The organism is Caloramator australicus RC3, assembly GCF_000297115.1.
Classification (GTDB): domain Bacteria; phylum Bacillota; class Clostridia; order Clostridiales; family Caloramatoraceae; genus Caloramator; species Caloramator australicus.
The window spans coordinates 1-975 of sequence record NZ_CAKP01000012.1 but is presented as its reverse complement, the minus strand read 5'-3'; the positions used below and the strand labels follow the sequence as shown (position 1 = coordinate 975).

Genomic DNA, 975 nt, shown 5'->3' with positions numbered 1-975 from the left:
CTACGCATTTCACCGCTACACCGGGAATTCCGCTTTCCTCTCCTGCACTCTAGCTCCCCAGTTTGAAGTGCAGTTCCTGGGTTGAGCCCAGGGATTTCACACCTCACTTAAGGAGCCGCCTACGCACCCTTTACGCCCAGTAATTCCGGACAACGCTCGCCACCTACGTATTACCGCGGCTGCTGGCACGTAGTTAGCCGTGGCTTCCTCCTCCCTTACCGTCACTTTCTTCGTCAGGGAAGACAGAGCTTTACAACCCGAAGGCCTTCTTCGCTCACGCGGCGTCGCTGCGTCAGGGTTTCCCCCATTGCGCAATATTCCCCACTGCTGCCTCCCGTAGGAGTCTGGGCCGTGTCTCAGTCCCAGTGTGGCCGACCACCCTCTCAGGCCGGCTACCCATCGTCGCCTTGGTGAGCCGTTACCTCACCAACTAGCTAATGGGCCGCGGGCCCATCCCAAGGCGGATTCCTCCTTTGGCTTATGTATCATGCGATACACAAGCTTTATGCGGTATTAGCAGGCCTTTCGACCTGTTATCCCCCTCCTTGGGGTAGGTTACCCACGTGTTACTCACCCGTCCGCCGCTAAGACACCTCAGATTGCTCCTTGGCATCTCCGCTCGACTTGCATGTGTTAGGCACGCCGCCAGCGTTCGTCCTGAGCCAGGATCAAACTCTTATGTTTAAATCCTTAGCTTCTTAAATTACTGCTGGTCGCTTCGCCACTGTTCAGTTTTCAAAGGTCAATCAGCGTTTCTTATCTTATCACGCTTTTTACTCTTTGTCAATATCTTTTTTCTTTTTCTCGCCGCCCTCGCGACGACATGTTATATATTATCATGAGAGATATATAGCTTCATTTCAGCGAGACGTAATTATTTGAATTTATATTAATATAACTTTATTTTTCTTTATAAATCTTTAAATTCTAATATGGATACTCCAGGTTTAGTTGAATAGCAATGCTATTTTGCAG

1 rRNA gene is annotated in these 975 nt (G+C 49.8%); it reads right to left on the bottom strand.

Features of this window, described 5'->3' with window-relative positions:
- Positions 1 to 684, bottom strand: a 16S ribosomal RNA gene (locus tag CAAU_RS01645); the annotation flags it as partial.
- Positions 685 to 975 lie beyond the last annotated feature (291 nt).